At 71.5% G+C, this 25,559-nt stretch carries 25 protein-coding genes; 10 read left to right on the top strand and 15 right to left on the bottom strand.

The window, feature by feature from the left end:
• Positions 1-55 precede the first annotated feature (55 nt).
• On the top strand, positions 56-1,648 hold the full coding sequence (locus M4D54_RS05980) for an RNB domain-containing ribonuclease (RefSeq protein WP_259890700.1): 1,593 nt from the start codon (positions 56-58) through the stop codon (positions 1,646-1,648).
• Positions 1,648-2,433: a hypothetical protein gene (locus tag M4D54_RS05975; protein ID WP_259890695.1), complete on the top strand. Its 786-nt coding sequence runs from the start codon at positions 1,648-1,650 to the stop codon at positions 2,431-2,433. Before M4D54_RS05980 ends, M4D54_RS05975 begins: the two co-directional genes overlap by 1 nt.
• 24 nt (positions 2,434-2,457) lie before the next feature.
• On the opposite strand, the gene glgA is transcribed toward M4D54_RS05975, so the two are convergent.
• Positions 2,458-3,654 (bottom strand): glycogen synthase, encoded by a 1,197-nt coding sequence (gene glgA / locus M4D54_RS05970; RefSeq protein WP_259890694.1) that lies wholly within the window; start codon positions 3,652-3,654, stop codon positions 2,458-2,460.
• 79 nt (positions 3,655-3,733) lie between these two features.
• Between glgA and glgC the strand changes: the two genes are divergently transcribed.
• Positions 3,734-4,972 (top strand): glucose-1-phosphate adenylyltransferase, encoded by a 1,239-nt coding sequence (glgC, locus tag M4D54_RS05965; RefSeq protein ID WP_259890693.1) that lies wholly within the window; start codon positions 3,734-3,736, stop codon positions 4,970-4,972.
• Positions 4,969-5,634: a phosphoserine phosphatase SerB gene (gene serB / locus M4D54_RS05960; RefSeq protein ID WP_193866361.1), complete on the top strand. Its 666-nt coding sequence runs from the start codon at positions 4,969-4,971 to the stop codon at positions 5,632-5,634. The genes glgC and serB overlap by 4 nt, the downstream gene beginning before the upstream one ends.
• Positions 5,635-5,640: 6 nt before the next feature.
• Here the strand turns inward: serB and M4D54_RS05955 are convergent, their stop codons facing one another.
• Together M4D54_RS05955 and fabG are read right to left on the bottom strand one after the other, a co-directional pair.
• Positions 5,641-6,168 carry a histidine phosphatase family protein gene (locus tag M4D54_RS05955; protein ID WP_193866362.1) on the bottom strand — a complete coding sequence of 176 codons (528 nt, stop codon included), beginning with the start codon at positions 6,166-6,168 and terminating at the stop codon, positions 5,641-5,643.
• 60 nt (positions 6,169-6,228) lie between these two features.
• Entirely contained in the window at positions 6,229-6,954 is a 726-nt protein-coding gene (gene fabG, locus M4D54_RS05950; RefSeq protein WP_193866363.1) for a 3-oxoacyl-ACP reductase FabG, read from the bottom strand.
• A 123-nt stretch (positions 6,955-7,077) separates the two neighbouring features.
• Here fabG and M4D54_RS05945 point away from each other — a divergent pair, with 123 nt between their 5' ends.
• The 5 genes from M4D54_RS05945 to M4D54_RS05925 all read left to right on the top strand — a co-directional run bounded on the left by M4D54_RS05945 (position 7,078) and on the right by M4D54_RS05925 (position 11,323).
• Positions 7,078-8,610: a hypothetical protein gene (locus M4D54_RS05945; protein ID WP_259890692.1), complete on the top strand. Its 1,533-nt coding sequence runs from the start codon at positions 7,078-7,080 to the stop codon at positions 8,608-8,610.
• 242 nt (positions 8,611-8,852) lie between these two features.
• Positions 8,853-9,092 carry a hypothetical protein gene (locus M4D54_RS05940; protein ID WP_228019699.1) on the top strand — a complete coding sequence of 80 codons (240 nt, stop codon included), beginning with the start codon at positions 8,853-8,855 and terminating at the stop codon, positions 9,090-9,092.
• A complete protein-coding gene (locus tag M4D54_RS05935; RefSeq protein ID WP_259890691.1) occupies positions 9,089-9,985 on the top strand; it encodes an SURF1 family protein in 897 nt (298 codons plus the stop codon). Before M4D54_RS05940 ends, M4D54_RS05935 begins: the two co-directional genes overlap by 4 nt.
• On the top strand, positions 9,957-10,838 hold the full coding sequence (locus M4D54_RS05930) for a glycerophosphodiester phosphodiesterase family protein (protein ID WP_259890690.1): 882 nt from the start codon (positions 9,957-9,959) through the stop codon (positions 10,836-10,838). The genes M4D54_RS05935 and M4D54_RS05930 overlap by 29 nt, the downstream gene beginning before the upstream one ends.
• Positions 10,839-10,972: 134 nt before the next feature.
• Entirely contained in the window at positions 10,973-11,323 is a 351-nt protein-coding gene (locus M4D54_RS05925) for an RNA polymerase-binding protein RbpA (RefSeq protein ID WP_193866368.1), read from the top strand.
• A 9-nt stretch (positions 11,324-11,332) separates the two neighbouring features.
• On the opposite strand, the gene M4D54_RS05920 is transcribed toward M4D54_RS05925, so the two are convergent.
• The 9 genes from M4D54_RS05920 to M4D54_RS05880 all read right to left on the bottom strand — a co-directional run bounded on the left by M4D54_RS05920 (position 11,333) and on the right by M4D54_RS05880 (position 22,556).
• Entirely contained in the window at positions 11,333-11,935 is a 603-nt protein-coding gene (locus M4D54_RS05920) for an FxsA family protein (protein WP_259890689.1), read from the bottom strand.
• Entirely contained in the window at positions 11,932-12,714 is a 783-nt protein-coding gene (locus tag M4D54_RS05915) for a polyprenol monophosphomannose synthase (protein ID WP_259890688.1), read from the bottom strand. Before M4D54_RS05915 ends, M4D54_RS05920 begins: the two co-directional genes overlap by 4 nt.
• Positions 12,711-14,372 carry an apolipoprotein N-acyltransferase gene (lnt, locus tag M4D54_RS05910; protein ID WP_259890686.1) on the bottom strand — a complete coding sequence of 554 codons (1,662 nt, stop codon included), beginning with the start codon at positions 14,370-14,372 and terminating at the stop codon, positions 12,711-12,713. Before lnt ends, M4D54_RS05915 begins: the two co-directional genes overlap by 4 nt.
• Complete coding sequence (locus M4D54_RS05905) at positions 14,369-15,118, bottom strand: hypothetical protein (RefSeq protein WP_193866372.1); 750 nt, start codon at positions 15,116-15,118, stop codon at positions 14,369-14,371. The genes lnt and M4D54_RS05905 overlap by 4 nt, the downstream gene beginning before the upstream one ends.
• Positions 15,115-18,087 carry an RNA helicase gene (locus M4D54_RS05900; RefSeq protein ID WP_259890685.1) on the bottom strand — a complete coding sequence of 991 codons (2,973 nt, stop codon included), beginning with the start codon at positions 18,085-18,087 and terminating at the stop codon, positions 15,115-15,117. Before M4D54_RS05900 ends, M4D54_RS05905 begins: the two co-directional genes overlap by 4 nt.
• Positions 18,084-19,022: a diacylglycerol kinase family protein gene (locus M4D54_RS05895; RefSeq protein ID WP_259890683.1), complete on the bottom strand. Its 939-nt coding sequence runs from the start codon at positions 19,020-19,022 to the stop codon at positions 18,084-18,086. The genes M4D54_RS05900 and M4D54_RS05895 overlap by 4 nt, the downstream gene beginning before the upstream one ends.
• The gene (gene tatC, locus M4D54_RS05890; RefSeq protein ID WP_259890682.1) at positions 19,019-19,915 is read right to left on the bottom strand and encodes a twin-arginine translocase subunit TatC; all 897 of its coding nucleotides are present in this window, start codon (positions 19,913-19,915) and stop codon (positions 19,019-19,021) included. The genes M4D54_RS05895 and tatC overlap by 4 nt, the downstream gene beginning before the upstream one ends.
• Positions 19,916-20,006: 91 nt before the next feature.
• Positions 20,007-20,369, bottom strand: coding sequence for a Sec-independent protein translocase subunit TatA (gene tatA / locus M4D54_RS05885; protein WP_259890681.1), 363 nt, complete (start codon positions 20,367-20,369; stop codon positions 20,007-20,009).
• A gap of 117 nt (positions 20,370-20,486) precedes the next feature.
• Positions 20,487-22,556 carry a WYL domain-containing protein gene (locus M4D54_RS05880; RefSeq protein ID WP_259890680.1) on the bottom strand — a complete coding sequence of 690 codons (2,070 nt, stop codon included), beginning with the start codon at positions 22,554-22,556 and terminating at the stop codon, positions 20,487-20,489.
• Positions 22,557-22,603: 47 nt separating this feature from the next.
• On the opposite strand from M4D54_RS05880, the gene M4D54_RS05875 reads away from it, so the two are divergent.
• The gene (locus tag M4D54_RS05875; RefSeq protein ID WP_259890679.1) at positions 22,604-23,719 is read left to right on the top strand and encodes a DUF3866 family protein; all 1,116 of its coding nucleotides are present in this window, start codon (positions 22,604-22,606) and stop codon (positions 23,717-23,719) included.
• A gap of 43 nt (positions 23,720-23,762) precedes the next feature.
• On the opposite strand, the gene M4D54_RS05870 is transcribed toward M4D54_RS05875, so the two are convergent.
• The 3 genes from M4D54_RS05870 to M4D54_RS05860 form a co-directional block, all read right to left on the bottom strand.
• Positions 23,763-24,203, bottom strand: a complete 441-nt coding sequence (locus M4D54_RS05870; protein ID WP_193866377.1) for a PH domain-containing protein — start codon at positions 24,201-24,203, stop codon at positions 23,763-23,765.
• Between the two features lie 10 nt (positions 24,204-24,213).
• The gene (gene hisG / locus M4D54_RS05865) at positions 24,214-25,071 is read right to left on the bottom strand and encodes an ATP phosphoribosyltransferase (protein ID WP_259890678.1); all 858 of its coding nucleotides are present in this window, start codon (positions 25,069-25,071) and stop codon (positions 24,214-24,216) included.
• A 123-nt stretch (positions 25,072-25,194) separates the two neighbouring features.
• A complete protein-coding gene (locus M4D54_RS05860) occupies positions 25,195-25,458 on the bottom strand; it encodes a phosphoribosyl-ATP diphosphatase (protein ID WP_193866379.1) in 264 nt (87 codons plus the stop codon).
• Positions 25,459-25,559: the final 101 nt, after the last annotated feature.

The following is a 25,559-nucleotide window of genomic DNA, read 5'->3' as shown; positions in this document are numbered from 1 at the left end:
CTATCGCCCTAGACTGACCGAGCCGTCCCCGCCCAAGAGCCAGCAGGAGCCCACCGTGCTGCACCGTCCCGTCTCGCTCCACGCCCCGCGCGGCTCCGTCGCCGCCGATGTGATCTCCCAGGGCATCGACGCCCTGCTGGAGGAGTACCGGGAGCAGGTGCCCCTCGAGTTCCTCGCTGAGGTGCTGGCCGAGGCGGAGCGCGCAGCGAGCAGGGCGGGCACGTCCGCGGGGGCCGGTGCCGGCAGCACCGACAGCGGCCAGACCGACATCGATCGCTCCGATCGCACCGACATCCCCTTCGTGACCCTGGACCCAGAATCCTCCACGGACCTGGACCAGGCGATGTACCTCGAGCGCACCGATACCGGCTACCGGGTGCTCTACGCCATCGCGGATGTCCCCCTGTTCGTCGAGCTGGGCAGCGCCCTGGACGCGGAGGCCCGCCGTCGCGGTGCCACCGTGTACCTGCCGGATCGCCGGATCCCCCTGCACCCGGAGGTGCTCTCCGAGGGCGTGGCGTCGCTGCTGCCGGAGCAGGACACGCCCGCGTTCGTGTGGACCTTCGAGCTGGATGCGGCCGGAATCGTCACCTCTGTGGATCTCGAGCGCGCGACGGTGCGCTCGGTCGCGAAGCTCGACTACGACACTGTGCAGCAGCAGCTCGATGCCGGGCAGGGCCACCCCACGATGCAGCTGCTGCAGGAGATCGGGGACCTGCGCCTGCAGCAGGAGGCCGAGCGCGGCGGTGCGAGCCTCAATGTGCCTGAGCAGGAGGTCGAGGCCGAGGGCGACCACGTGCGCCTGACCTGGCGCGACCTCAACGCGATCGAGGAGGCCAACGCTCAGATCTCGCTGATGACCGGGATGGCTGCCGCCCAGCTCATGATCGACGGCGGCGCGGGGATCCTGCGCACCATGCCGCCGGCCGAGCCCAAGGCCATCGCCCGCTTCCGGAGGCAGACCCAGGTGCTGGGCACCCCCTGGGAGGAGAACGTGGCCTACGGCGACTTCCTGCGCTCCCTGGACTGGCGCGATGCCGCCCACCTGGCCCTGCTGAACCAGGCCACCTCGCTGTTCCGCGGTGCCTCCTACGTCGCGTTCACCAGACCGGAGGAGCTGCCTGAGGATCCGGCGCAGGCCGCCATCGCCGCTCCCTACGCCCACGCCACCGCTCCGCTGCGGCGCCTGGTGGACCGCTTCGTGCTGCTGGTGTGCCACGCCCATGCCCGCGGACAGTCCCCGGATCCTGCCCTGCTGGCCGCGCTGGAGAAGATCCCCGAGGCTATGCGGTCCACCGCCACGAAGGCCGGGGAGCTGGAGCGTCGGGCGATCGAGCTGGTCGAGACGGCGGCCCTCGAGGCCTGGGTGGGAGAAGAGTTCGACGCCAGTGTGATCGAGCGTCGCGAGGCCTCCGAGGGGAAGAACGGCAACGGTGGTGCCCCCACCCGGGTGGAGGTGCAGCTGATCGACCCGCCGGTCACGGCCTGGGTGCCGATGGACGCCGAAGCCGGACAGGTGGTCCGGGTGCGTCTGGAGTCGGTGGACCCCCGGAAGGGGAAGGCCCACTTCGTGCCGGCGGGCCCCGCCGGAGCGGATGCGGCCGGCACCCCCGGCACGGCCGGCGCCACCACCGCCCAGAGCTACTGATGGACACCGCTCCGATGGCCTCCTCCGAGCTGCTGGCGCTGCCCCGCGCGGCGGTCCTGATGCTGTGGGCGGGTGCCTACCTGCGGGGGGACGCGGGACCCGACGACGCCGCCCAGCACGCTCTGGGGGCCGGGAAGGACCACTCGGGAGCCGAGGGGGTCGAGCTGTTCGACTGGCTCACCGGGCTGCGCCGACTGCCCCTGGTGCAGCTGCGTCTGGTGCTGCCGGTGCCTGGCAGGATCGCCGGTCTCGTCGGCCCGCCCACAGCGGTCCAGGCGGCGCTCGCGGCCGAACAGGCACTGGTGGTCACCGCGGCGGGGATCCCCGATCACACCCTGGTGCCCGAGGACACCCCGGTCTCCTCACTCCAGGGCCCGATCGCGCTGGTGGACTGGATGCAGTACCCCGCGCCGCTCGGCGCGAACCTGGCCCCTGCCAGCAGCTCCGGCACGGCCCGGGAGCAGCTGCTGCGCGTGATGCAGAGGGTCGCCGATTCCTCGCAGGACCTGGACCTGGTGCCCGACGAGCCGATCCCGGCCCGGGATCTCCCCTCCGGGTGGGCACGCACCATGCCGCCGCGGCACGTCACCGCAGCCGATGCGCACCTGCTCACCCTGGCGGGCAGGATCCTGGCGCTCAGTGCGCAGGAGCTGCGGGCCGGCTCCCCCACTGCCCGCGCGCTGGCCGATGACCAGGCCCGACGGCGACTGCTGGAGGAGCTGCGCGATGCCGCCCGGGAGGCACTGGTCGAGACGGTGCAACGGGCAGCGGACCCCGAGGGCTGAGCCCTCGCCCCGCACCCCCGGCACTCAGGCCCCGTGGGACTCCAGCACCGCGCGGTACACCTCGACGGTGCGCTCCCCGATGGACGTCCAGGAGAAGTGCTCGGCCGCGCGACGCCGGGATGCCTCCCCCATCTGCCGGGCGCGATCCGGGTCGGAGACCATGCGCTCCAAGGCCCGCGCCATGTCGGCGATGAACCCCTCGGGATCGGTGGGGGTGCCGGTGCCGTCGGTGAGCTGGTCGAAGTGCACCAGGTACCCGGTCTCGCCGTCCACCACCACCTCGGGGATCCCGCCGGTGGCGGAGGCCACCACGGGCGTGCCGCAGGCCATCGCCTCGAGGTTCACGATCCCCAGGGGCTCGTACACGCTGGGGCACACGAAGGTGGTGGCGTGGGTGAGGATCTGGGTGAGCTCCGTGCGCGGCAGCATCTCGGTGATCAGGTGCACGTTGCCGCGGTCGCGGTTCAGCTCGGCGACCAGGTCGTCCACCTCTGCGGCGATCTCCGGGGTGTCCGGGGCGCCGGCGCACAGCACCACCTGGTGCTCGGCGGGCAGCTCCCGCACGGCGCGCAGGAAGTACGGCAGGCCCTTCTGCCGGGTGATGCGACCGACGAACACGATGGTCGGCGCCTCCGGATCGATGCCGCGCGAGGTCAGAGCGGTGGTCTCCGGGTTCGGGGACCACTGCTCGATGTCGATCCCGTTGTGGACCACGTGCACGCGGGCCGGGTCCACGGCCGGGTAGGAGCGCAGGATGTCCTCCCGCATCCCGGCGGAGACTGCGATCACCCCTGCGGCGGCCTCGTAGGCGGCGCGCTCGGCGAAGGAGCTCAGGCGGTAGCCTCCGCCCAGCTGCTCCGCCTTCCACGGCCGCAGCGGCTCCAGGGAGTGGGCGCTGAGCACGTGGGGCATGCCGTGCAGCAGGGAGGCCACGTGCCCGGCGAAGTTCGCGTACCAGGTGTGGGAGTGGACCAGGTCCGCGCCCTCGCAGTCCGCCGCGATCAGCAGGTCGGTGCCCAAGGTGCTGAGGGCGGCGTTGCTGCCGGAGAGCTCGGCAGGGGGCCGGTAGGAGGTGGTGTCCTGCTCGTCGCGGTCCGCCCCGAAGGCGCGCACCTGCACCTCGATGTGGTCCCGGAGGACGGACGACAGCTCTGCGACGTGCACACCCGCCCCGCCGTACACCTCCGGCGGGTACTCCTTGGTCAGCAGATCCACGCGCATGACGATCCCTCCTCCGGCACCTTCGTCCGAGGGCCGTTCGACGACGTGATGGACACCACCCTTGCATTATCCTCGACGCATGCAGAAAAAGGTCCTCGCCATCGTTCTCGCAGGCGGAGAGGGCAAGCGCCTGATGCCGCTCACGCTCGACCGGGCGAAGCCCGCCGTCCCCTTCGGCGGGATCTACCGCCTGATCGACTTCGCTCTGTCCAACATCGTCAACTCCGGCTACCTGCGCGTGGTGGTGCTCACGCAGTACAAGTCGCACTCCCTGGACAAGCACATCTCCCAGACGTGGCGCATGAGCTCGCTGCTGGGCAACTACGTGGCCCCGGTGCCGGCGCAGCAGCGCATGGGCAAGCACTGGTACCGCGGCTCCTCCGATGCGATCTACCAGTCGCTGAACCTGCTTCACGACGAGAAGCCCGACTACGTGGTGGTGGTCGGGGCGGACCACGTGTACCGCATGGACTTCTCCCAGATGCTGGATGCGCACATCGAGTCGGGCAAGCCGTGCACGGTGGCAGCCATCCGCCAGCCGATCGAGATGTCCGATCAGTTCGGGGTGATCGAGACGGTCCCGGAGGACCCCACCACCATCGCCCGCTTCGTGGAGAAGCCCAAGGAGACCACCGGGCTGGCCGATGACCCCAGCCAGGTCCTGGCCTCGATGGGCAACTACGTCTTCACCGCCGATGCCCTGGTCGAAGCGGTCACCAAGGACGCCGAGGACGACGGGACCGCCCACGACATGGGCGGGGACATCGTGCCGTACTTCGTGGCACAGCAGGCCGCCGGGGTCTACGACTTCATCCACAACGACGTGCCGGGCTCCACCGATCGCGATCGCGACTACTGGCGGGACGTGGGCACGCTGGATGCGTTCTACGACGCCCACATGGACCTGATCGCCATCCATCCGGTGTTCAACCTCTACAATGAGGACTGGCCCACCTACACCGGTCACCGCACCGTGCCGCCGGCGAAGTTCGTCCACGCCGGGCCGGGCCGCATGGGTTCGGCGGTGGACTCGATCATCTCCCCCGGAGTGGTGATCTCCGGTGCGCAGGTCTCCAATTCGGTGGTCTCGCCCGGCGTGCGGATGAACTCCTGGTCGGCCGTCTCGGACTCGGTGATCATGGACGGCGTCTCCGTCGGCCGTCACAGCCAGATCCACCGGGCGATCATCGACAAGAACGTCGTGGTCCCGCCCCGCACTCAGATCGGCCTGGACGCGGAGCAGGACCGCGCGCGCGGCTTCGTGGTCACCGAGTCGGGGATCACCGTGATCGGCAAGGGCACGGTCCTCGAACTGTGACGGGGCCCGGGTCCGCCGGTGCCGTCACCGGGCTGCTGGTCTCCGACGTCGACTCGACCTTCCTCACCCAGGAGGTGATCGAGCTGGTGGCCGATCACGCCGGGGTGCGGAGCGAGGTGGAGCGCATCACCGAGCAGGCGATGCGCGGGGAGCTGGACTTCTCCGACTCCCTGCGCCGCCGGGTCGCCCTGCTGGAGGGCCTTCCCGCCGCCGTGCTGGCGAGTGTGCGCGAGGTGCTGGTCCCCACCGACGGTGCCGTCAACCTGATGCGCCACGCGCAGCGGGCTGGATGGGTGACCGCGCTGGTCTCGGGGGGCTTCCATGAGGTGATCGACGAGCTGGCCGCGGCCACCGGCATCCATCACGTGGTCGCCAACCGGTTCGAGATCCGCGAGGGTCGGCTCACCGGTCGGGTCGACGGGCCGATCATCGACGGGCAGGCGAAGCTGCGCACCCTCGAGGATCTCGCCGAGCGCTACGAGGTGCCGCGGTCGCGCGTGGTCGCCGTCGGCGACGGTGCCAACGACCGGGCGATGGTGCGCGCCGCCGGGATCGGCATCGCGTTCAACGCCAAGCCGGCACTGCGGGAAGCGGCCGACGTGATCGTGGACGGGAGCCTGGCCGACGTGTGGCCCCACCTGGAGGCCGCCGCCGGGGCCTGAGAGCGCTCAGGGCCTGACGATGGTGTGCAGTGTCAGCGAGCCGTCGGTGAGCTCGGACCAGTGCGCGAGCGGCCCGGAGAGGACGCCCATCGCACCGGTGGGCAGCCCGATCCTGGCCTGGGCCACGGATCCGGCATCCGAGTCGTCGTCGGCGAGCTGGGCGACCATGCTGGACATGGTGGGCTCGTGGCCGATCACCATCACCACCGCGTCCTCATCGGCGCAGGAGCGGATCAGCGCTGCCAGTTCGGTGGTGCCGCCGTTGTAGATGTCCTCATGGAGGCTGACCGTGCCGTCGAAGCCGTGCATGGTCGAGAGCAGGTGCTCCCAGGTCTCCCTGGTGCGCGCGGCGTCGGAGACCAGCACACGGGTGGGTCGCACGTTCTGGGACTCGAGGTACTCCCCCACCAGCTGCGCCTGGGAGTGGCCGCGATCGGTGAGGCGCCGCTCGTGGTCCGGCTGGCCGGCGCCGCTGTCGGCCTTGCCGTGGCGCATGAGGAGCAGGAGCCGACTGTCGGGGTCGGAGGATGACATGAGGGGGCGATCACACCTTGTGCATCGGGGACAGGAGGGCCGGGATCGGAGCGGCCAGGATCAGTGTCCCATGCCGAGGCCCCCGTCGACGGGGATCACGGCGCCGGAGATGTAGGCGGCGTCGTCGCTGGCGATGAACGCCACCACGCGGGCCACCTCGGAGGGGTCGGCGAAGCGGCCCGCGGGGATGGCCTTGCGATAGGAGTCCTGCAGCTCGTCGGAGAGCTGTGCGGTCATGTCGGTGTCGATGTAGCCGGGCGCGACCACGTTCGCGGTGATGCCGCGCGAGCCCAGCTCGCGGGTCAGCGCGCGGGCGATGCCGACCAGCCCGGCCTTCGAGGCGGCGTAGTTGATCTGGCCGGGCGAGCCGTACAGGCCCACCACGGAGCTGATCAGCACGATGCGGCCCTTCTTCCTGCGCATCATCGAGCGGATCACCCTCTTGATGGTGCGGAAGGACCCGGTGAGGTTGGTGTCCACCACGGACTCGAAGGAGTCATCGCCCATCCGCAGCAGCAGCTGGTCGTCGGTGATGCCGGCGTTGGCGACGAGCACCTCGATGGGTCCGTTGGCCTCCTCGGCGGTCTTCACCGCCGCGTCGAGGCTGTCCCCGTCGGTGACGTCCGCGGCCACGGTGAGCGCGCCGTCGGGCCCACCGGAGCCGGACCTGCTGGTGACGGCGACCTTGTCCCCGCGCCGCAGGAACTCCTCAGCGATGGCGCGGCCGATGCCTCGGTTGCCCCCGGTGATGAGGACGCTGCGCGGTTCGGTGGCGGGATCGGACATCGGCTCTCCTGAGGTGGGGTCGGGCACAGGGCCCCGGGCTGGGTGTGCTCTACGATACGTGGCAGGAATGGTCGCAACCTTCGGGGGGAGCCGACCGCAGTCGACATCGGGAAGGTGCCTCAGATGGCATATCGCTTCAATCCTCCGCCGAACTGGCCCATCGAGGACCCGAACTGGACTCCGCCCCCGGGGTGGCAGCCCGATCCGTCGTGGGGCCCGCCGCCGGCCGACTGGAACTTCTGGGTCGATGCGGATGCTCCTGCCGAGGGCGGTGACGCGTCCGGTGGTGAGGTGACCGGCGGCAGCGTGCCTGTCGAGGACAGCGCGGTCCAGGACGCCTCTGATCCCGCCCCCCTGCCTAAGGACGACGCCACCCGCGTGGCCGGCACCGGCGAGCCGGCCTCCACCGATGCCGCTCCCCTTCCCGAGGACGATGCGACCCCTCTCGCCGGCACCGGCGAGCAGGCGCCGGCCGAGGATCCCGGCAGCGCCGCGCAGGTCGGCGAGGGTCCGATCGAGCAGCCGGGTGCGCCCGAGACCGCGGAGTACGGCGGCCCGGATCTGGAGGCCGATCTGGCCCAGCAGGCACCCTACGAGACGGGCGACCAGGGCTACTCCGACCAGTCCTACCCGCAGCAGGGCACGAACCACCCTGTCGACGGATCTGCCACTGTCGGCGGTCTCGCCGCCGGAGGGGCCGCTGCCGGCTACGGCCAGGCATCGCCGAACCAGGGCTACGGGCAGGACTCCGTCGACCAGGGGTACGGCCAGGCATCGCCCTACGGTCAGGCGTCCCCCAGCCAGGGCTACGGTCAGGCATCGCCGAACCAGGGCTACGGGCAGGATCCCGTCGACCAGGGGTACGGTCAGGCATCGCCCTACGGTCAGGCGTCCCCGAACCAGGGCTACGGCTCCCCGGACAGCGCATCGCAGTGGACGGCCACCACGAGCCCGGAGAACGCGCCGAAGAAGAGCGCGATCGCTCGCTTCTGGTGGGTCGGCTGCCTCGTGCTGCTGCTCATCGGCCTGCTGATCGCCGGTCTGGTGGGCGGCCTGGTGCTGATGAACCGCGGCGGCGACGATCCCACAGGAGACGGGGGAACCACCACCACCGCCACGGAGGATCCCTCCTCCGAGGAGCCCACCTCCGACGATCCCACCTCCGAGGATCCCACCTCCGAGGAGGCCGCCTCCGAGGAGGCCGCCAGCGACGACGTCGTCACCCCGTCGGTGCTTCCCACCGTCGACCCGGCGGCCGAACCCGTCGAGGTCGTCTCCATGGACGGACGCGGCACGATGCAGGTCTCGATGGAATGGCTGCCCGCCGACCAGCTCCCCAGTGTGTATGGCGGCAACATCGAGCCCAGCGAGAACGGCGACTACCTGGCGGCGACGGCGAAGATCACCGTCACAGAGGGCGAGATGTACTTCAACCCGTTCACCTTCGCGGTCGTCACGCCGTACGGCGGCAAACTCGACCCCGCCACCGAGACCTTCTCGCTGAAGGACGCCGGGGTCGGCATCGATGCGCCCACCGACATCAAGGCCGGTGACGAGTACACGATCCGAATGCTGTTCGCACCTGTGCGCGCCGGTGGGCTGAAGCTGGAGTTCGACTCCTTCACCGACCAGTACACCTGGGACGTCCCTGAGTGACCGAGCGCTTCAACCCGCCGCCGAACTGGCCGGAACCCCCGCACGACGGGTGGCTGCCTCCCGCGGACTTCCGTCCGCAGCACGGGTGGGGGCCGGTTCCGGCCGGTTGGCGGCTGTGGCTGAGTGAGCGGCTGCCCTCGCGTGGGGAGCCGCCTCTGCAGCTGTCGGAGGACGTCCCGGCCAGCGGCGCCCGCCCGCGGGCGCGGGTGGACACCTATCCGGTGTCGGTGCTGAATCCCGGCATGTGGTCAGAGAACCACCTGCAGGACGAGGACTACGGCTTCCCCCCGGCGAAACCGGTGAAGAACCGTCCGCGGCTGCGGCTGGCGATGACGATCCTGGCGACCGTGCTGGGCTTCCTTCTGGCCGCCGCGACCGCGGTGATGTTCGTGATGCTCACCGACTTCGCCGTCGAGAAGCTGCCCGGCATGATGACCGGCTGGCTCGGTGCCGCCCTCCCGGTCACACCGGGCGACGTATGACGGCGTCCTCGTCCCAGGCCGCCCCGTCCGCCCGGCGCCGAGTCCTCCTCAGCCGCGACACCCTCGTCGGGCTGCTCGTCGTACTGCTGGCGATGGCCGTCTGCGCAGGACTGGGGCGGTGGCAGTACGGCCGGTTCGAGGACCGCCGCGACCAGGCCCGGATCGTCGAGGCCAACTACGACGCGGAGCCGGTAGCCCTGGATCAGGTGCTCGATGATCCGGCAGCCGGTCTCGGCCCGGCGGACGACTGGACTCCAGTGCAGCTGCGGGGCCAGTACTGCACCGACCGCGCCTGCGAGCTGTACGTGCGCAACCGCACCCAGGGCTCCCAGGTCGGGTTCTGGCAGCTGGTCCCCTTCGAGGCCGATGACGGCACTGTGCTGCTGGTGGTGCGGGGATGGGTGACCGCCCACGACCAGGACTCCGCCCCGGCCGATCCGCCGTCCGTTCCCGAGGGGCAGCGGACCATCACGGTGCGACTGCGACCGGCCGAACCCCCGCTCGAGCGCCGCGGCAACCCGCGCGGGCAGGTCCACTCGGTGGCGCCGGAGCAGATCGCCTCGGTGCTTCCTGCGGAGCAGTTCGGGGATCTCGATGCGGATCTGGTGACGGGGGCCTACGGCAGCCTGGTCTCGGAGGATCCGCCTGCGGACAAGCCCACTGCCCTGGAGCCCCCGGACACCTCCCTGGGCCCGCACCTGTCCTACGCGTTCCAGTGGTGGATCTTCGCCCTGTTCTTCCCGGCGGCCCTGGTCTACCGCACCCACCGCCTGATCCAGGAGGAGTCCGACGATGACGGCACCCCCTCCCGTGCCGCACGGGAGCCCCGTGCACGACGCCGCAGCCGCGATGAGGAGGAAGAGGATGCGCTCCTCGAGCACCCCCAGCACTGACTCCCCCCGGCCCGGTGGGCCGAGCAACAGGGCCGATGCGCCCCTGGATCCACCCTCCCGCTTCCTCCCCGGCCCGCGCCCGCGGCGGATCGCGCACCGGGGTCTCGCCCTCGACGGGGCGGAGAACACGATGCGAGCCTTCCAGGACGCCGTCGACGCCGGTGCCGACATGCTGGAGACCGACACCCGCGCCACTGCCGAGGGCCTGGCACTGGCCTTCCATGACGAGGACCTGCTGCGGGTCGCCGGTGACGCCCGCCGGATCGACAGCCTCGACGACACGCAGGCACGCGCGGTGCGGCTGGCCGGGAACGAGCCTCTGGCCCTCCTGGAGGACGTGCTGGGCACGTTCTCCGACCTCCCGGTGAACATCGATGTGAAGGCTCCCTCGGCGATCGAGCCGGCGGTCCGCGCCATCGCCCGCACGCGCAGTGCCGACCGCATCTGCCTGGCCGGATTCGACGACGCCGTCACCGCGCGGGCGGTTGAGAAGGTGCGGGAGGCCACCGGCATCACCCCTGTGCGCAGCCCCTCACGGCGTGCGATCGCACTGTTCCTGGGCCTGGTGGCCTCCGGAGCACCCACCGCCGCAGTGCGCAGGCTGCTGGCCCCCTATGGTGCACTCCAGGTGCCCGTCTCCCACCGGCAGGTGCCTGTGGTGACACGGCGCACCGTGGCAGCTGCGCACCGCGCCGGCTGCGAGGTCCACGTGTGGACGATCGACGAGATCCCCGCCATGAAGGACCTGCTGGTCATGGGGGTGGATGGTATTATCACCAACCGTGTCGACCGGTTGGGCGACCTGCTGGACGCGACCGGTTCACCGCACCGTGCAGCCACCGGGTCGTCCTGACGCCCTGGTTGGGCGCGGCACCAGTCGGGAACAGAATCCGGGCGCCCGGCGTTGCACCCCTCAGACCTCAATCCCCGAAGCACCGGCAGGCATGGCGCGGCACCGCGCCCCCGCCGGCAGGAAGCGAGAACCGCATGAACAGCCGCAGCCTGCGAGGCACCCGTCTGGGCTCCCTCTCCATGGAGACCGACGAGGGCGTTCTCGCCGCACCGCGCCAGGAGGCCGTCTACGACTGCCCCAACGGACACAACATCGTGCTTCCCTTCTCGGTGGAGGCCGACGTGCCCGCCGTCTGGGAGTGCCGCTGCGGCGCCACCGCGGTGCTGCGTGACCACGAGAAGCCCGAGGAGAAGCCTGGCAAGCCGCAGCGCACCCACTGGGACATGCTGCTGGAGCGCCGCGAGGAGAAGGACCTGCAGGTGCTTCTCGACCAGCGCCTGGAGCTGCTGCGGGCAGGGAAGCTGCACTCCAGCCGCACCCTGTGAGGTGCGCGCTCAGTCCTGAGTGATCGAGGGCGGGGTCGAACGGCGGGAGCCGTCGGCCCCGCCCTCGTCATGTGTGCCCGGGCGATCCGTGGGCTCCGCGTTCAGCACGATCTCACCATCGATGACGCCCCCGCTGGAACGGCGGTAGAGCACGCTTCGAGCACCCGTGGAACCGCTGCCGAGGCCCATGGCCTTCACGGTTCGGCGCTGCACCGGGGTGAGCAGCAGGACCACCCCGATGACGTCGGTGATGAGGCCGGGGAAGAAGAACGCGAACGCTGCGAGAACGGTGAACATCGGGCGCGAGAGATGATCCTGCACGTCCCCCCTGCCCCGCACCGCGCGCACCAGGGAGCTCAGGCGGACGAAGGACTGCTGGCCGGCGGCGATCAGCAGGGCCACCCCGATGATCCAGCCCAGCACCACGATCAGCACGGACCACCACAGGCTGGTGTTGACACCGATGATGATGAGGATGGCCAGCTCGAGGACGCCCAGCACCACGAAGGCGATCGGCAGCCAGGCGGACCAGCGGGGGCCCTCGCGCCGGGAGCCGCCGGGGCGCTCGCGGCCGGCGTCGGCCGGCGGTGTGCGGTGCGATGCAGTGCTCACGGCGTCTCCCCTCGTGTCGGACCGCGCCCAGGGTAGCCCAGCGCCCCGAGCACCTGCTGGGCGCGATGGCCCAGCCCCCACGCGGTCACCTTGACCAGGGCCTCCCGCACGATCGCGGAGCTCATCTTGCTGGCCCCCTCCGCACGTTCGTCGAAGTCGATGGGGACCTCCCGGATGTCGGCCCCGAGATCCCGGGCCCGACGTGTCATGTCCACCTGGAAGCAGTACCCCTGGGAGGCGACCTGCTGCTCCATCAGGCGGCGCAGCAGGGGGGCGCGGAAGGCTCGGAAACCGGCGGTGGCATCGCGCACCTCCAGGCCCATCAGCATCCCGGCGTAGAGGTTCGCGCCGCGGGAGAGCACGAGCCGGCGCAGCGGCCAGTCGTGGACACTGCCACCGGGAACCCACCGCGAGCCGATCACCAGGTCGGCCCCTTCAGCGACGGCGTCCAGCAGCCGCGGCAGCTGCTCGGGGCGGTGGGAGGCGTCGGCATCCATCTCGACCAGCACGTCGTAGCCCCGTTCGAGGCCCCAGGCGAAACCGGCCAGGTACGCGGGTCCCAGTCCCTCCTTGCCGGCCCGGTGCAGCACGTGCACGTGGTCATCGCGCTCGGCCGCACCGTCGGCCCACTGCCCGGTGCCGTCCGGGGAGGCGTCGTCAGCGATCAGGACGTGCGCCGCCGGGACCGAGGTGCGAAGGCGCCTCAGAGTGCCCGGGAGCGCCGCACGCTCGTCGTAGGTGGGGATCACCACCAGCACTCGCTGCTCCGGTGCGCTCATCGGCTGCTCCTCCCGTCCTGCACGCCCGCCCGTGAGCGGCTGCTGCCCTCTCCCCGGCCCGCGACCGCCGGCACGTGGCGCAGCACTCCTCGGCGCGGTCCGGTCAGCGCCCCCAGCCAGCCCAGCAGCCCCACGGCGCTGATGCCGATGGCGATCCAGATGCCGCCGGCGACGGCCGGGGTGATCCCGGTGCGCAGCGGCACCTCCGCGATCACTGCACCCTGCTCCCAGTGGTCCACGAAGTCCAGGCGCCGTCCCTCCGGCCCGAAGATCGCGGAATGGCCCACGGTGGACACGTGCACCACGCTGCGTCCGGTGACCACGGCCAGCACCTTGGCCTCGGCCAACTGCTGCACGGCCTCGTGGGAGTCGCCGAACAGGGCGTTGTTGGACTGCACCACCACCAGCTCGGCGCCCTCGCGCACCGTGTCGATGGTCAGGGTGTCGTAGGCGATCTCGAAGCAGATCAGCACCCCCACACGGCCCTCCCCCAGCCCCAGCTCCTGCAGGTCCATCACGCCCACCTCGGTGCCGGGGAGCATGTCCCGGCCCACCAGGTCCACCTTGTCGGTGATCATGCGGAAGAAGTCCCGGGCGGGGACGAACTCGCCGAAGGGCACGGGGTGGCGCTTCGCGTACACGTAGGGGGTCTCACCGTCGGCGGTCCACAGCACCGAGTGGTTGTAGCGGTGCTCCTCCCCCACCGGGGTCTGGGTGCCCACCAGGATGGGGGCACCCGCCTGCTGGGCGGCGTCGGTCAGTGCCTCACCGCGGTACGGGTCCAGGCGGGGGTCGTAGGCGGTGGAGTCCTCCGGCCAGACGATCAGCTCGAGCTGCCGCCCCTGCTCCTGGGTGGCGGCGGTGACGTCGTGGGTCACCTCGAGGTGGTTCTCGAACACACCCTCGGGCATGGCCATCGACCCCGGGTCGATGGGATCCATGGAGCCCTGCGCCCCTGCCACCGTCATGGACGGTCGGTCGTCGGGGGCGCGGTTGACCGGGTGCGGGACCACCATGGTGGCCAGCACCGCCGCGACCGCCATAGCCAGGGGCCACACCCCGGCGAGGCCGCCCAGGCCGCGGCGGCGCCGGCCCAGCACGCACAGCACTCCGTGGACCAGAAGCTGGCCCAGGGCGGCCACCACCAGCGCCATTCCCGCCATCCCGATCCAGGGCCCGAGGTTCAGCAGGGGCGAATCCGCCAGGGCGAAGCCCGTCGCGCCCCACGGAAGCCCGCCCCACGGGACGTGGCTGCGCAGCGTCTCCACCGCCACCCACAGCGCGCTGACCACCACCAGGGACCCGGCACCGAGACCGCGGCGCACCATCACGGTGCGTGCCAGCAGCCCGTACAGCACGATGTACAGCGACTGCACCACACCCAGCGCCAGCCACGGCATGGTGCCGGCATAGGTGTTCGCCCACTCCGTCAGGGGCACGAAGAAGGCGAGCCCCCAGGCCAGGGACGACAGCAGCGCGGGCAGGAAGGACCGGGTGAGCACTCCGATCGACAGCAGCGCCAGCGCCACCGGCATCAGCATCCACAGGTCGTACGGGGGGAAGGCCAGCAGCGCCAGCACGCCCCCGGCCGCACCGCACAGCAGTGCCACGGGCCAGGGCGTGGCGGTGACCTCCTCGCGGGGCTGTCGACGTTTCACGAGATCCGCCCACCCATCTCGTCGTGCGCCACGGTCCCGCGCACCACGGTGCGCAGCGCGCGCGGCGCGCCCTGGGCGAGGTCCGGGAGCAGCGGGGTGCGGGCGCGCGGATCCGTGGACCAGGTCTCGAACTGCTCACCCTGGCCCCGGACCGTGAGGTCCCAGGGCTCCCACACCACGAAGGTGGCCTCGGTCCCGGTGAGCAGGGAGCCCGGGGCGCGATCGCCAGCGGCACGGTGCCCACCGCGGGTGGCGGCCAGGAACGCGGCGCGATCACTGATGCGGCTCTCCACCGGGCCCTGCTGAGCGGCGGCACGCACCCATGCCCACGGGTCGGCGTGCTCGGCCACTCCGGCGGAGCCGAAGGCCAGCGGCACGCCGTCGGCCAGCAGGGACCGGTAGTCGACGCGCTCGGCGAGCGGGGCCACCACCCGCACGCCCTCGGAGGCGCCGGCCGCGCTGCCGCCAGGGAGGCGGCGTACGATGCCGCGGGCGAGGGCGGTCTGCTCCTGATCGGGATCGGGCAAGGTGCCGTCGGCGCTGGCGGAGGCGTCGACGAAGCCGGGGGTGAGCAGGCAGCCGGTCGCCTCGATCACCTGGGCACCAGGGTGCAGCACCCGGGCGGAGTCCTCCGGTCCGGTCCAGGCGATGAGGCCATCGGCCACGAGCATCGCGGAGGCCTCCGGATCCGCGGTCGAGTACAGCACGATCCCGGTGTACAGCTGGGCGGGAGCGGTGGGGCTCATCGATCGATCTCCTGTGCCACCAGCCCGCGGCGCACGGCGGCGATGGCGGCCCGGGCGGTGGCGCCCAGGCGTTCGTCGGGGGTCAGCTGGTCCAGCAGGTCCACCACCTGCCGGCAGTGGCGCACGAAGTCCCCGGGCGGCAGGTCGGAGCCCTCCAGGGCCGCGGCGAAGTGCATGCCACGCGCCCAGCGGTGCACCACGGCCGCCACGGCGGGATCGGGCGGCGGCGTGGCATCGACGCCGTGGCGGGACTCGGCGGCCTGCAGCTGCGCGGCGATCTCGCCCGAGGCGATCAGGGCGGCCTCCACGGCGGGATCGTCGATCAGCTCGGGCGCCCTGCCCTCGTCCCGCCGGGTCTCGTGGACGGCGGCGGAGACCACGGCGGCCAGGCCCGCCGCGTCCAGGCCCTCCCATGCGCCGTGCTCGAGGCATTCGGCGATCAGCAGGTCGCGGTCGCTGAAGATGCGTCGCAAGCGCAGCCCGCGCTCGGTGGGCTCAAGCTCTCCCTCCCCTGCCCGGGTCAGGTACCCCAGCTCCTCCAGCAGCCCGGTGAGCAGATCGAACTGCTTGGCCAGGGAGCTGGTGCGGCCCTCGATGCGGCGGTACACGCCGGCCAGGTCGCGGCGGGTGGAGCGCCACCGGTTCACCCAGCGCAGGTGGGACTCCAGCTCCGGGCAGTCGGCGCAGGGGTGGGCGGCGAGCTGATCGCGCAGAGCGATCAGCGTCTCGTCGGTGGCGGCGGTGGACGGTGTGCGGCCTGCCTTCCGCCGCACTTCGCGCCGCGGGTCGTCGTCGTGGCCGGCCAGGCGCTGGCGCAGTGCCGCGGCGGTGTCCTTGCGCACCTTGCCGCTGCCGAGCTTCTCGGGGCGGGGCAGGCGAAGGCTGTCGATCACGGCGGGCGGCGAGGGCAGGTCTCCGGGACGGATGCTGCGCAGGCGGGCCTCGGTGTCCAGCACCTGCACCTGGGGGCCGCCGAGCACCTCGCGGTCCACGTGCAGCACCACGGCGTAGCCGCGGCGCTTGCCGCCGGGCAGGGCCAGCACGTCGCCGCGCTGCAGGCTGCGCAGGGTGGACCGGGTGCGGTCGCGGTCGGCGCCGGCCCGAGCGCGCGACAGCGACTTCTCCCGCTCGCTCATGCGCTCGCGGATGTCGGCGTACTCCACGAGGTCCCCGCGGTCGCACTCCATGGCCTGGCGGTAGGACTCGGCCGTCTCCTCCAGCTCCCGGGCGCGCCTGGCCAGTCCCACCACGGAGCGGTCGGCCTGGAACTGGGCGAAGCTGGTCTCGAGGGTCTCCCGGGCACGAGCCAGGTCGAAGCGGTCCAGCAGGTTCACCGCCATGTTCGCGGTGGGCCGGAAGGCGGAGCGCAGCGGGTAGGTGCGTCGGGAGGCGAGGGAGGCGACGGCGTCGGCGTCGAAGCGGGGGCCGGCCATCACCACCGCGTGCCCCTCGGTGTCGATCCCGCGGCGGCCCGCGCGGCCGGTGAGCTGGGTGTACTCCCCGGGGGTGAGGTCGGCGTGCTCGACCCCGTTGAACTTGACCAGCTTCTCCAGCACCACGGAGCGCGCCGGCATGTTGATGCCCAGCGCCAGGGTCTCAGTGGCGAACACCGCCTTGACCAGGCCGCGTTCGAACAGGTGCTCCACGACCGTCTTCAGCAGGGGCAGCATGCCCGCGTGGTGGCAGGCGTAGCCGTCCAGAGCCGCACGGCGGAAGGCCGCCACGCCCAGGATCTCGGCATCCTCGTAGGGGATCAGCGAGAGCTCCTCGTCGAGCACGGCGCGGATCTCGCGGCGCTCCTGCTCACTGGTGAGCCGCACCCGGGACTGGGCGCACTGCCGCACCGCCGCCTCGCAGCCGGCCCGGGAGAAGATGAACATGATCGCGGGCAGCAGGGCGTGCTGATCCAGCAGGGCGAGCACCTCGGGTCGGCGCAGGCTGCGCTGGCCGCCCCCGATGCGGCCGCCTCCCCCGCTGCGCCGGTCATCCCGGTGGTCGCGGCTCCCGCGGTGGTCGTGGTCCCGACGGTCCAGGTCGTGGCGGGCTTCGCGCTCGGGTCGGCGCTGGGCGGAGCCGCGCGGCCGGTGGCGGCCGCGGGTGCCCCTGCGGCTGGGCAGGCCGCCGCGGCGACCCCGGTCAGGACCGTGGCGCTCCGGCAGCTGGGTGGCCAGCGCGGTGAGGCGGTGCAGCTCCGGATTGACCTGCCGATCGGACCGGGCCCCGGGGCCGTGGGAGATCACGGGGTCGCCGGAGTCGTCCACGAACAGGTCCAGCATCTGGTCGCCGATGATGACGTGCTGCCACAGGGGCACAGGGCGGGTCTCGGAGACCACGATCTCGGTGGAGCCGCGCACCTCCTGCAGCCAGGCTCCGAACTCCTCGGCATTGGAGACGGTGGCCGAGAGCGCCACCAGCTGCACCGAGGGGGCCAGGTGGATGATGACCTCCTCCCAGACGGGGCCTCGCAGACGATCGGCGAGGTAGTGGACCTCGTCCATCACCACGAAGCCGAGTCCGTCCAGGAGGGAGGAGTCGGCGTACAGCATGTTGCGCAGCACCTCGGTGGTCATCACCACCACGTCCGCGTCCGGCCGCACGGAGGTGTCCCCGGTGAGCAGACCCACCCGCTCCGCGCCGAGCCATTCGGTGAGTTCGGCATGCTTCTGGTTGGACAGCGCCTTGATGGGGGCGGTGTAGAACACTTTGCGCCCCTGGGCGAGTGCCAGGTGCACCGCGAACTCGCCCACCACCGTCTTCCCGGCGCCCGTGGGGGCTGCGACCAGCACCGACCGTCCCTGCTCGAGCACCCGACAGGATGCCAGCTGGAACTCGTCCAGGGCGAAGGGGTACCGCGCGGTGAAGGCGGCCAGCTCGGTGCCCTCGATCGCCTTCTGCTCGCGCCGCTCCGCGGCCCAGCGGGCGTACTGCTGGGCGGGCGAGGGGGTGTCCGAGGACGAGGTGGGGTTCACGGCTGGCTCCGGCCCAGGTCGGCGAGGATCCGCACGGCTCCGGGCAGCACGCGGGCGGTGATGGGCAGCTCGATGCGCGGCTCGCCGTCGGCATAGGCGCGCAGGCGACCACCGTCCCGCAGCCCCACGGTGACCTTCCGCACGGGCTGGACCTCGAAGCCGTCGACGCTGGTGTGGGTGCCCTTGAACACGCGGGGGAAGAAGCGCAGCAGCTTCGTGCGGCCGATACCGGTCAGGGTGACCAGCTCCAGCACGCCGTCGTCCACCCGCGCCTCCGGCACCATGCGCATGCCACCGCCGAACACCCCGGAGCTGCACAGGGAGATCAGGGAGGCGTCCAGGTCGATGCGCTCGCCGTCGTCGATGCGGATCCAGTACGGCAGGGGTCGGAACGAGGGCAGCTCACGCAGCACGGCGGTGGAGTACCGGACGGCGTGGCCGCGGGAGGCGCTGTTCGCGCGTGCGTTGACCAGGGCGTCGAAGCCGAGGTTCACATTGCCCAGCGCCAGGGAGCGGTGGGGCAGCGCGTGCTCGGAGGCGCAGGTGATCTCGATGGCGTCGATGGTGACCACCGGCCGGGACAGCGCGTGCAGCAGCACTCGGGTGGCTTCCTCCGGTGAGTTCTCCGGCAGTCCCAGGGCGCGGGCGAAGTCGTTGCCGCTTCCGGCCGGGACCACGCCCAGCCGCACCGGGGTGCCGGCCACCACCTCGGCCCCGAGGGACACCGTGCCGTCCCCGCCGACGACCACCAGGGCGGTGAGGGTGTCGCGCACCTCGAGCGCACGGGCCCGGGCCACGTGGGCGGAGGATCCGGACAGGTCCACCACGGAGATCCCGGACAGGCGCAGCAGGTTCCCCACCTGGCGGCCCACCCGGTGAGCGGTGCCGAGCGCTGCGGTGGGGTTGAACAGCAGCCCTACCCGGAGTCGGCTCACCTGTTCTCCGGCTCGTCGATGCGGGAGGGGGCGTCGATCGGTTCGACGAGGTGGTCGATCCGGCTGGCCTGGTCCGGTGACAGGCTCTGGGCGGCCTCGGCCTCCTTCTTGTCCCGTCGCTTGTCGTTCCAGATGGAGATGAACACGGCGGCGAAGAAGAGGCTGGAGATCGCGGCGGACATGCCGATCAGGGTGAAGGGATCCGGGGTGGGCACCATCATCGCGGTGAAGGCGAAGCACAGGAAGATCACCCAGCGCCAGGCCTTCAGCATCGAACGGCCCCGCAGGATGCCCAGGAAGTTCAGCAGCACCAGCACCACCGGCATCACGAAGGCGATGCCGAAGGCGAGCATGGTCTTGACCAGCAGGGCGAGGTACTCGTCGTACTTGATCAGCTGCTGGACGCCATCGGTGACCGGGGTGAAGCTGAGCAGCACCGGCACCAGCTGGTTGACGGCCCAGTACCCGGCGGCGCAGCCCAGGAAGAACAGGGGGATCGCGGCACCGAAGAAGCCCAGCGCGTACTTGCGCTCGTTCTTGTGCAGGCCCGGCATGATGAACAGCCATGCCTGCAGCATGATGATCGGTGCGGCCAGCAGCAGGCCCAGGTAGGCGGACATCTGCAGCCGTACGCTCAGCCCGGTGGCGACGCCCTGGAAGTTCAGATCCGCCTCCATCCCTGCCTTGGAGGCGATGCGGAAGGGACGCTGGAGCGCCTCGAACACCGTGGGGAACAGGAACCAGCCGACGATCGCGAGCACCAGCACGGCGAGGGCACAGATCATCAGCCGATTGCGCAGCTCGGTCAGGTGCTCGCCGAGGGACATCCGACCCTCGGGGTCCTTCTCCTTGCGCTTCTTCGGCGTGCGGCGTGCCTGGCTGTCACGGGCCACGGGTGTGCTCCTCCCAACAATCTGGGTCCGGTCGCGCTGCGGCCGGACCCGTCCTGTCGTTCAGCGGCTCGGCCGCCGAACGGATGACCGCTCAGTCGCGACGGTAGAGGTCGTCGTCCTCGCGCGCACGCACGGGCTCGCGCTCCAGCTCCTCGCGGTCGCGGGGGTCGTACTCGCGGTGGCGATCACGATCGTCGCGATCATCGCGGTAGCGGTCACGGTCGCGGTCATCGCGGTACCGGTCGTCGTGGTCATCGCGCGCACGGTGGGAGCCGCCGTGGCGGTCCTCGTCCTCATCACGATCATCACCGCGCATCTCCTCGACCTCGCTCTTGAAGATGCGCATCGACTGGCCCAGGTTGCGTGCCAGACCCGGCAGCTTGCCGGCGCCGAACAGCAGCACGACGAGCAGGATCAGCAGGACGATCGCCCAGGGGTTGCGGAACATTCCCATGAAAAAGCACCTTTCAGAAGCGCCGCGTGTGTGCGGGAGCGCGCCCATGGTCCCACAGCGGACCGTGTCGGCGTCGTACCCGGGAGCGGCGACGTGCCCGCCGTGCGACGGGCCCTCTCAGGGTAGCGCTTCGGAGGCGCGATGCCGCAGTTCGGAGGTCCGCGAAACGGTCACGATCGTGTCTCTGAGCGATGTGGGATGGACCACGTCGGCTGCACCGGCGGCTTCGAGGACCGCGTCGACCAGGGGGGAGCGCAGAGGGTCCACCAGTCGAGCGTACGAGGCTGGCTGTGTCTCGGTTCCCGCCTCACGCAGTTCACGGGCATCGAAGGCCTCGGCGATCCAGTGCGCCTCGGGCTCCAGGCGCAGCCACACCTCCCCCTCGACCACGCCGGAGAGGTCCAGGGCCGCACCCGCCTCAGCGGGATCCGCCGGGTGCTGCGGTGCGCCGTCGGGGAGCACCTCCACCACGCGGTCCAGCCGGAACCGGCGCTCCCCCTGGGCCAGCTCGCAGTACGCCCGCAGGTAGGAGCGGATGCCGTCGGTCTCGATGCGCACGGGTCTGATCCGTCTCACCGAGGTGCCCGGCCGGTCCGGGGCGGAGTAGCGGATGGTCAGTGCACCGGACGGGTCGGCGGGGTCATCGACCGCCAGGGCGCGGTGGACGGCGCCGAGCACGGTCTCGGCGCGAGAGCCGGGCAGCTGCGCTCCCGTCCCGTTGACTTCGCTCGCCTCCCCTGCTCCCGACGGCGTCACGCCTTCTGGACCGGTCTGTGCGGCGGTTCCTGCGCGAGCGCCGGCATCTGCACCCTCAGTGACCGTGTCGCGGCTTGCGAGCAGCTTCTGCCGGGCGGCGGCCACCAGGCGCACCTCCTCCCCGGCGGCGGGCTCGAGAGCGGCCAGTCCCGCCAGCAGCGCGGTGACCTCGACGTCGCTCAGGCGCAGGGCCCTGCGCAGCGGTTCGGCATTGCGCACCCGCACCGTTCCCTGTTCCCATTCGGCCTCGATCAGGTCCTCGAAGCCGGTTCCCATGTCGCCGCACACGAACAGCACCTGCAGGTCGGCGATGAGCTGCTGCTGGCTGATGCCGAGGGCCTGGGCCAGCTCGGCAAGGTCCACTTCATCACGGGACTGCACGTAGGACGCCTCGCTGATCAGGCGGGACAGCTGATCGCTCCCGCTGCCGGAGACCCTGATCCTGGGCGCGGGCCGTGCGGGAGCGGCCTGAACGGCGGCGAGGTCCCCGGGTCCTTCGTGCTGCTCGGCGATCCGAGAGAGGATCTGGGCGATCTCCGCCCTCCATGGTGCAGGATCGACCAGAGTCGTCCAGCGCGCGGAGCCCAGCACCAGGCGGCGCAGTGCCGAGCGGGGCAGGATGGGCGTCTCGAAGCGCTTCGCCTCGAGCGGGGCGCCGGCACGATCCCTCAGCTCGAGCGCCTTGTACGGGGACGCCTCGATGACGGCGGGGGCGGAGTCCCCGCCGGTCTGGAGCCTGCCCAGGACCTCGGCGAGATCCACTCGCGACGGCCTGGTCCGGGTGGCGGCCCCTCCGACGCGGGGGAAGGACTCGATGCGGGAGGCGCGGAACACGCGGGCGTCCTCGCGGTCCCGGTCGTAGCCGTGGACGTACCAGTGGCCGTCGTGGACGCCCACCACCCACGGCTCCACCGTGCGGCTGGTGAGGGCACCCGTGGTGGCACGGTAGTCGAAGCTCACCGCGCTGGCCGAGGTGACCGCCTCCAGCAGGGGGGTCAGCACCGGCAGGGACTCCACGGAGCCGCGGGGCGCACGGCGCAGCAGGTCCGGGTCGGCATCGTGCCCCAGGCTCAGCAGCTTGGAGCGCACCCTTCGGGCCGCTCCCCCGGCGGCGGCATCGTCCCAGGCGCGGCTGGCGGCCAGCAGCACGGTGTACTCCTGCGTGGTCAGGTCGAGCACGGCATGGCCGGGGGTGGTGTCCAGGCGGTAGTAGACGGTGTTCTCGTCCAGCACGTCCGGTTCGCTGACCAGCGGCAGGCCCAGGTCCAGGATGGCGGCCTTGTCCCGCTCGAACATGCGCTCCGCAGCCGTCTCGCTGGGCGCGGCCGCATAGTCAGGGATCACCTGGAAGAGCTTTGAGCGATCGATCCGTCGGCGCGAGCCGATCGTCATGATCACGTTGAGCAGTCGTTCCACACCACGGGCAGCCACGGCCTCAGGCTACCGCTCCGGGGTCCGCGACGACCTACGCTGGGCGCATGCTGCGCTGGGAACGTGCCACCGTGATCGACCATCGCCCCGGTTGGGTGGGGGTGCGCCGCCTGCTGGTGCGGATCGACGCCACGGGGGAGACGGTGAGCGCGCTCGCCTACCCCGAGCTCACCGGGGAGCCGGGCACCGGCGAGCAGGTGCTGCTGAACACCAATGCGCTGCGACGGGGCCTGGGCACCGGTGGTGAGGCCATGGTGGTGGCCCGGCCCGCGCACCTGCCAGCGGCGGAGGAGATCGCCGGGCACATGGTCAAGGCCCGGTACACGCCGATGCAGACCATGGTCGACGCCATCGACGACCCCGCCTCCGAGCACTACGAGATCCTTCAGCACGCCGAAGGCCTGGACGGCATGCCGGTGGTGGTGGCGGATCTGCACTCCTCCCTCCCGGCCGTGGTGGCCGGGGTGCGGGCCGAGGCGCCGCTGGCCCGGATCGTCTACGTCCACACCGATGCGGCGGCCCTCCCGGCCGCCTACTCGGCGACCGCCGCGACCCTTCGAGAGCAGGGTCTGCTGGCGGCGATCATCAGCGCCGGTCAGTCCTTCGGAGGGGATCTCGAGGCGGTCACGGTGCATTCGGCCCTGCTGGGTGCCCGGCACGTGGCAGGGGCCGACGTCGCCGTGGTGATCCAGGGGCCGGGCAACCTGGGCACCGGCACCGGGTGGGGGTTCTCCGGGGTGCAGGCCGCTGAGGCCGTGCACGCGGCCCACGTGCTGGGCGGGGTGCCGGTGGCGGCCCTGCGGGTCTCGAGCGCCGATGCGAGGGCGCGCCACCGGGGCCTGTCCCACCACAGCGCGACCATGTTCGGCAGGGCCACCCTGGCTCCCCTGCGCCTTCCGGTGCTCGACCCGAGCGATGACGAGTACAGCGCTTTTCATATGTCTGTCACCGAACAGGTGGAATCTGCGATCATCGGGCCGGCGCTCGAGCGTGGCTGCCGACATCAGCTGGCCCCCGTCCGCGCCGAGGGGCTCATCGCCGCTCTCGAGGCACTTCCGGTACGGCTGTCGACCATGGGCCGTGGGCTGGGGGAGGATCCGGAGGCGTTCCTCTACGCCGCACTGGCCGGGCGCTGCGCTGCCTCCCTCACCACGGACTGCTGAGCGGGCACATCAGGCCGTCACGCTCGCGCGGGGCGCCGCGATCTCAGCCCTCGTGGTCGGGGGCCTCGCCCCGCTCACGCACCAGTGCCGCCAGGCGATGCGCATCGGCGATGCCGCGCTTGCCATCGGACCGCTGGATGGCCCAGGTGGCCAGGGTGCTGCCATCGGCGAGGTCCAGGTGTGCCCAGGGATCGCCCATGGGGAAGCTGACGCCCACCACCTCCGGCCAGGTGACCGTGCGGGTGCGGAAGAGGTTGCGCACCTCGAGCTGCTGCGGGCCGGCCACCACGCGCACGGAAGCCTGGAGGTGGCAGAAGAGCGCCGCGAGGACACCGACCATCACCATGCCGGCGCGGTCCAGGGGGCTGAAGCCCGGTATCAGGATCGCTCCGCCCACCAGCGCGGCCAGCATGATCACGGCGACCGCATAGCCCACCGCCCGCACCATGCGAGGGCGGAACACGACAGTGCCGGCGGTATCCATCACGACAGCGTCAGATCCGACAGGCCTGGATCGCCGTGACCAGGATGGCGCGGGCGCCCACTTCGTACAGCTCATCCATCATCCGATGGGCATGCGCACGCTCCACCATGGAGCGCACGGCCGACCACTCCCCGCCGTGCAGCGGGGATACGGTGGGCGACTGGAAGCCGGGGGTGATGGTCACGGCCCGCTCCAGCTGGGCGGTGGGGATGTCGTAGTCCAGAAGCACGTACTCGCGGGCCACGAGGACGCCCCGGATGCGGCGCTCGAGCACCTCGAGGGTGTGGGCGGTGGTCTCGTCCAGCTTCATGCCGGGACGGGAGAACAGCACTGCCTGGCTGGTCATGATGGGCTCGCCGAAGGGTTCCAGGCCGGCCTGCCGCAGGGTGGTGCCGGTCTCCACCACGTCGGCGATCACATCGGCCACTCCCAGGCGGATCGAGGACTCGACCGCTCCGTCCAGGTGGACCACCTCGGCGTTGATGCCGTGCCCCGCCAGGTGATCGCCGACCAGGTTCTCGTAGCTGGTGGCGATGCGGGTGCCCTCGAGGCTGGTGACGTCGCTGTGCTCGCCCACGGGGGCCGCGAAGCGGAAGGTGGAGCGGGCGAAGCCCAGCGGCAGGATCTCGGTGGCCGGGGTGCGGGAGTCCAGCAGCATGTCCTGGCCGGTGATGCCCACGTCCACGGTGCCCGAGCCCACGTACACGGCGATGTCGCGCGGGCGCAGGTGGAACAGCTCCACGTCGTTCTCGTGGTCCACCACCACGAGCTCCTTGGCCATGCCGCGGCGGCGGTAGCCGGCCTCCTGCAGCAGCTCAGCAGCGGGCTCGGACAGTGCGCCCTTGTTGGGGACGGCGATGCGCAGCACGGGAACTCTCCTGGGTCGCCCGGGGAGGGCGAGGGGTCGGGGGTGGGCAGGGACGGGGTGTCGACGGGTGCCGGGCGGGGCCGGCGGGAGGACAGGCTCGCGTTCGCGGACCTGGAGTCCTGCTCAGAGGCGCCGGTAGACGTCCTCGAGGGTGATGCCCTTGGCGATCATCATCACCTGCAGGTGGTACAGCAGCTGGCTGATCTCGGTGGCGGCATCCTCGAGCGACTCGTGCTCACAGGCCATCCAGACCTCCGCCGCCTCCTCCACGATCTTCTTGCCGATGCCGTGCACACCGGAGTCGAGCTCACGCACGGTGCCGGAGCCCTCCGGCCGGGTGCGGGCCTTCTCGGTGAGCTCGGCGAACAGGGCCTCGAAATCCTTCACCCCGACAGGGTACGCGCCCGTGGGGGGGGGCCGGGGGGCGGGCCCCCCCCCCGGGCGCTGGCGCCGTACCCGCCCGTCACCGCCGGGTGGTCAGGTCCAGG

Origin of the sequence: Brachybacterium sp. p3-SID1565 (assembly GCF_025143785.1) — a bacterium.
Lineage (GTDB): Bacteria > Actinomycetota > Actinomycetes > Actinomycetales > Dermabacteraceae > Brachybacterium > Brachybacterium epidermidis.
Note: the sequence above shows the minus strand (reverse complement) of the source record. Positions and strands in the feature narration are given on the sequence as shown.

Bases quoted from the DNA above. Each gene is read 5' to 3' on its own strand.
- M4D54_RS05955 (WP_193866362.1), bottom strand. From the start codon at position 6,168: ATGTCATCCTCCGACCCCGACAGTCGGCTCCTGCTCCTCATGCGCCAC.
- glgC (WP_259890693.1), top strand. From the start codon at position 3,734: ATGCAGAAAAAGGTCCTCGCCATCGTTCTCGCAGGCGGAGAGGGCAAG.
- M4D54_RS05935 (WP_259890691.1), top strand. From the start codon at position 9,089: ATGACGGCGTCCTCGTCCCAGGCCGCCCCGTCCGCCCGGCGCCGAGTC.
- fabG (WP_193866363.1), bottom strand. From the start codon at position 6,954: ATGTCCGATCCCGCCACCGAACCGCGCAGCGTCCTCATCACCGGGGGC.
- M4D54_RS05925 (WP_193866368.1), top strand. From the start codon at position 10,973: ATGAACAGCCGCAGCCTGCGAGGCACCCGTCTGGGCTCCCTCTCCATG.
- M4D54_RS05940 (WP_228019699.1), top strand. From the start codon at position 8,853: ATGTGGTCAGAGAACCACCTGCAGGACGAGGACTACGGCTTCCCCCCG.
- M4D54_RS05875 (WP_259890679.1), top strand. From the start codon at position 22,604: ATGCTGCGCTGGGAACGTGCCACCGTGATCGACCATCGCCCCGGTTGG.
- M4D54_RS05915 (WP_259890688.1), bottom strand. From the start codon at position 12,714: ATGAGCGCACCGGAGCAGCGAGTGCTGGTGGTGATCCCCACCTACGAC.
- M4D54_RS05905 (WP_193866372.1), bottom strand. From the start codon at position 15,118: ATGAGCCCCACCGCTCCCGCCCAGCTGTACACCGGGATCGTGCTGTAC.
- M4D54_RS05975 (WP_259890695.1), top strand. From the start codon at position 1,648: ATGGACACCGCTCCGATGGCCTCCTCCGAGCTGCTGGCGCTGCCCCGC.
- M4D54_RS05945 (WP_259890692.1), top strand. From the start codon at position 7,078: ATGGCATATCGCTTCAATCCTCCGCCGAACTGGCCCATCGAGGACCCG.
- tatA (WP_259890681.1), bottom strand. From the start codon at position 20,369: ATGGGAATGTTCCGCAACCCCTGGGCGATCGTCCTGCTGATCCTGCTC.
- M4D54_RS05930 (WP_259890690.1), top strand. From the start codon at position 9,957: ATGCGCTCCTCGAGCACCCCCAGCACTGACTCCCCCCGGCCCGGTGGG.
- glgA (WP_259890694.1), bottom strand. From the start codon at position 3,654: ATGCGCGTGGATCTGCTGACCAAGGAGTACCCGCCGGAGGTGTACGGC.
- M4D54_RS05870 (WP_193866377.1), bottom strand. From the start codon at position 24,203: ATGGATACCGCCGGCACTGTCGTGTTCCGCCCTCGCATGGTGCGGGCG.